The sequence below is a fragment of the Siphonobacter sp. genome, assembly GCF_048595215.1.
Taxonomy (GTDB): Bacteria; Bacteroidota; Bacteroidia; order Cytophagales; family Spirosomataceae; genus Siphonobacter.
The window spans coordinates 1-4,686 of record NZ_JBMDWJ010000162.1; the positions used below are offsets into that span (position 1 = coordinate 1).

Consider the following 4,686-nt stretch of genomic DNA (forward strand, 5'->3'; position numbering starts at 1 on the left):
AAAGCGAACCATTGAAAGCCCTGCATCGGCAGTTGCAGAACGAATGGGCTCAGTGGCTGATTCCGCAGGATCAGCAACGGTTATGGCCCCACATTACGGTTCAGAATAAGGTAAGTCCGGCCGAAGCCAAAGCCCTGCAACAGGAATTGCAGCAACATTTTGAACCCTTTGAAATACGGGCAACGGGGCTCGTCCTGTGGGAATATCACCAGGGGCCCTGGCAGTGGGTGCAAGAGTTTTTGTTTGAACATCCATCCTGATTCGTAAAGTCAGGATGGATGTTCAAAAAGCTTAGGGGTTCGTAGACCACAACCCCGCTTCTTTCACAAATACGCGACGATTCAGCTTCAAATGGGCAATAACCAGTTCAGCTAGATCTTCGGCCTGCATGACTTTCTCGGGGTTTCCGTCGGTTAAGTTCAGAGTCACCGCCATATCCGTGGCCACGGTACTGGGTGTCAGGGCCGTAACCCGGATGTTGTGCTTACGTACTTCCTGCATGAGCGATTCCGTCAGGCCCAGTACCGCAAATTTGGAGGCACTGTACGCACTGGTACGGGCAGCTCCGCGTTGACCGGCCGTGGAAGCAATGTTGATGATGTCGCCGGACTGGTTTTCAATCATACTGGGCAATACGGCCCGGGTGGCGTAATAAACGCCCATTAGGTTGACCTGAATGATATTTTCCCAGGTTTCGGGTTCCAGTTCCAGAAAGCTGCCGAAGCTGGCCGTACCCGCATTATTGATGAGGATGTCGATGGGACCAGCCGTCGTTTGGATCTGATTGATGGCCGTTTCTACGGAGTTACGGTCGGCTACGTCAGCCGATACCGGATACGCTTTCGTACCCAGTGCTTCCACGGCGGCGGCAACTTCTTTCAGGCTGTCGTTTGAGCGAGCCAGCAGAGCGACATTAACGCCTTCGGCCGCCAGAGCCAGAGCAATGGCCCGGCCAATTCCTTTTCCAGCACCGGTGACGAGTGCCAGCTTTCCTTGTAATGATTGCATAGAATAGAAGGATCGTTTGAGTTGCGACTAACCGCAAAGAAAGGAAGAATAGTTTCAGAAAAACGATTCTCTGCTTTCCAGGGGGTTATTTGCCTAAGATGTGAATGGATCTTCTAAAGAAGTCATTCCACTAAAAATCAGTATAAAAGAACGGAGAAGAGCGTAGGAAAGTAAGCGTACGTGGCATCGGAAAATACTGGAATGTTTTGTTTACCTTGGCGGCGTAACTAACCTTTTTCGTATGAATTCCGAAGCCATTGACCGTGCCCGGATGCCCGAAGGCACTGCCGTCGTACTCGACCAGCGAACCCTGTCCAGCGATTACCCCACGCTACTGTCGCTCCTACAACCGGGTATGCGGGTACTCGATGTTGGCTGCGGAACGGGTACCATTTCCAAGGGCATCGCCGATGCAGTGGGACCCGAAGGTTCTGTCGTTGGGATTGATTCCAGCGAACATTTAATTGAGCGGGGAAAGGCTTATTTCGCGGAAATCACGAATCTGGAATTAGTCACAGAAAATTTATTTACCTATCAGACCGAAAAACCGTTCGACCTGATTGTATCGGCTCGGGTGCTACAATGGCTGAGCAATCCGAAAGAGGCTTTAATGCATTTCAAAACGTTGCTGAAACCCGGCGGCTGGGTATCGATACTTGATTACAACCACGCTCAACTGGAATGGTCACCGTCACCACCCGCGAGTATGCAGGTTTTCTATCAGGCTTTTCTGGACTGGCGAGCGGACGCGGGTATGGATAATGAGATCGCGGATCACCTGCCGGAGTTATTCAGCGAATTAGGGTTTCTGGAAATCTTGGTACTGGATTCCAATGAAGTCTATCAGCGGGGACAAGCCGACTTTACCGCAAAACTCAACCTCTGGACGACCGTAGCCGAAACCCGTGGCCAGCAAATGGTACAAAACGGCTGGCTTACGGAGGAACAACGCCAACAAGCTATCACCGAGTACCGGAGCTGGGTTGAACAGGAAGCAGAGTCAATGACGATGAAGCTAAAGGAGGTACGGGGACGGGTATAGGCATCGCCTGGCTATATTGGTGGGGTGCTGGGATAATGGGCCTGGGGTTGAAACCCCAGGCTAACAGAATGGATCACCCCTACGGGGTTTTGAGGTAAGGGGAGGGTAGGGTCTTCTGATGCAACTTTCATCAAACCTTAAACCCGTACTTAAACTTCAAACGCGTGTTTAACACTCTTCAACCTTCAAAAAAAGCCCCGGACATCGATCCGGGGCTTTTCATTACATGCTTACTTCAAATCTTTCAAAATTTCCTCAATGGCTCGGTCGAGCTGGGGTTCTTTTCCTTCCAGACGATCCATAAAGGTCTGTTTGACGGTGATGTCTGGCTGGACGCCCTCGCGTTCGAGGTTTTTGCCGTCGAGGGTATAACAACCCCAGGAAGGCAGACGGTAGAACGAGCCATCCACCAGTCCTTTGCCCGAGGTAAAAATGATCCAGCGGTAGGTTTCCGTACCAATCAGTTGACCCAGCTTCAGAGCTTTAAATCCAGCAGAAGTCATCTCGGCATCGCTCAGGGATTGCTCATTAATCAGCATCACAATGGGCTTGCCCGAGGGGCTAAAGTTCGGCTGCGGTGAGCGGGCACCACCCCGGTACTGCCACTGCAGGTACGGACGCTGACTCAGGAAGTTCAGCACCAGATCGTGAACGTTACCGCCTGTGTTGTAGCGTAAATCCACAATCAGAGCGTCTTTCTGATTCCAGTCCCGGGTCATATCAATCACAAATTTCTGATATTCGTCCATACCCATGTTTTTCATGTGTACATAGCCGATCCGGTTTTTGCTCTTGGTATCCACGTACTTCTGGTTTTGATCGATCCACTCATCGTACAGTTGATTCACCAGTGCACCTGAGTACTCGGGGTGGACTTTCACTTCTACGGTTTTGCCGTTTCGTTCGAACGTCAACTCCATTTCCTGATCCAGTGAAGGTTGCTGGAAATAGAAATCGCGGTTTTGTTTAGGGTTGACCTCTTGGCCGTTCACCTTCACGAGTACGTCACCGGGTTTTACGTCTTTTCCGGTTTTATCGAGCGGTGAGTTCTTAACAACAGCCTTCACCCGGTACGGATTTTCATCCTCGAAGATCACGCCGGGCGTAAGCGTACGGGTCGCGAAGAAGTTACTTTCTTCCGGACCGTACGAACTGAAGCCCGTATGTGATGAATTCAACTCGCCGAGCATATCGTTCATCAGCGTACGGAAATCCGTGCGATTGTTAGCTCGAGAGACAAAGGCCTCGTATTTCGGCTTGAGGGCTTTCCAGTCGGCTCCGTGGAAGGTTTCGTTGTAGAAATTCTCCTCTACGTTGGCCCAGGTTTCTTCGAACATCTGCCGGAATTCTTCCTCGAAATTCTTCCGAAACGTATGCTTCATGTCAATCTTCTCGACCTTGTTGGCATCCAGATTCAGCTTGTGAATGTTTCCACCCACGATGACATAGTACTTGCCGTCGAGTTGAAGAAAATCGGAAGCTCCACGGGTACCTTCGATTTTTTCCGTTTTGTTCGGAACGAAAGGTTCAATCGTCGTTTTCCACCAGCTGGGTTGGCCCTGATCGTGGTCTGACTGGTAAAGAACGAACGTTTTGGCGTCTTTTTGGACAACGATTGGATCCACCGCAGTACCGAAATTCGGACTGATTTGCTCCAGGCGATCCATCAAACCATCAAAGTCAATCACAATTGGATCAATCTTCTTGGGTTCTTCTTTTTTCTTTTCGTCCTTTTTCTCGTCTTTTTTATCTTTTTTGACGTCCGTCTTTTTCGTACTGGTTTTGCTCGAGTCTGTCTTGGTTTCCTTTTTCTCGTCTTTCTTTTCTTCTTTCTTGAAAAGCTCGGCGAATTTGTCGGAACGATACGGCTCTTCCAGCTTGCTCAGCGGCATCCGGTACACGTGGGCATCGGCCAGACCAAAGGGATAAGAGGGTTTATACCGATTGCTGGCAAAATAAATGTACTTGCCGTCGGGCGACCAGTATGGAGATGCTTCCGTAACGCCCGTATTGGTCAGATTGTACGTTTTCCCGTCCGAGAGTTTGTGGACGAGAATATCTTGTTCGAAATTACGGTGAGCCGTGAATACGACGTACTCATCATTGGGCGAAAACATGGGTGAGGAGTTCTGGAATGCCCAGATTTCATCCTTCACGAGCGTCTTCGAATCGAATGACTTTAAATCCAGTAAGCGAACTTCGTCGCGACCGCTCAAATATACGGCCTTCGTACGGTCCTTATTCAGGAAGAGATTCCGGTTATTCCGAAGGTCTTTCGTCAGGGCTTTCGCCGTACCGCTACCGTCGGCGGGGATGCTGAAAAAGTTCTGATAACCATTGACGGTCTGGTTGAATACCAGCGTCCGGTTGTCGGAAAGCCATTTCACTTCCAGCACCCGGCCCGTCGGACTCGTGCTGAGTTGCTTGATGTACTTGCCTTCCACGTCGGAAACGAACAGTTGTCCCCGGGAAGAGAACGCCATTTTCTTACCATCGGGCGATACATCGAAGAAATTGATATTGCCCTGTACGATGAAATCCTGAGCCTTGGGAAGCGTGAAATTCCGCGAAATGGACAGTTGGACGGGCTGAGCTTTTTTGCTGGCGACGTCGTAAATCCAAAGCTGGTAATCTTT

The 4,686-nt window shown here is 50.1% G+C and carries 4 protein-coding genes; 2 read left to right on the forward strand and 2 right to left on the reverse strand.

Features of this window, described 5'->3' with window-relative positions:
- Positions 1-260 (forward strand): 2'-5' RNA ligase family protein (locus tag ACOJTG_RS09550; protein WP_420153611.1); only part of this gene is annotated, 260 nt, incomplete at its 5' end.
- A gap of 31 nt (positions 261-291) precedes the next feature.
- Here ACOJTG_RS09550 and ACOJTG_RS09555 read toward each other — a convergent pair.
- Positions 292-1,008, reverse strand: coding sequence for a 3-ketoacyl-ACP reductase (locus ACOJTG_RS09555; RefSeq protein ID WP_420153612.1), 717 nt, complete (start codon positions 1,006-1,008; stop codon positions 292-294).
- A 241-nt stretch (positions 1,009-1,249) separates the two neighbouring features.
- Here ACOJTG_RS09555 and ACOJTG_RS09560 point away from each other — a divergent pair, with 241 nt between their 5' ends.
- Positions 1,250-2,050, forward strand: a complete 801-nt coding sequence (locus tag ACOJTG_RS09560; protein WP_420153613.1) for a class I SAM-dependent methyltransferase — start codon at positions 1,250-1,252, stop codon at positions 2,048-2,050.
- A 230-nt stretch (positions 2,051-2,280) separates the two neighbouring features.
- Here the strand turns inward: ACOJTG_RS09560 and ACOJTG_RS09565 are convergent.
- The coding region (locus tag ACOJTG_RS09565) for a S41 family peptidase (RefSeq protein WP_420153614.1) at positions 2,281-4,686 on the reverse strand (2,406 nt) is incomplete at its 5' end.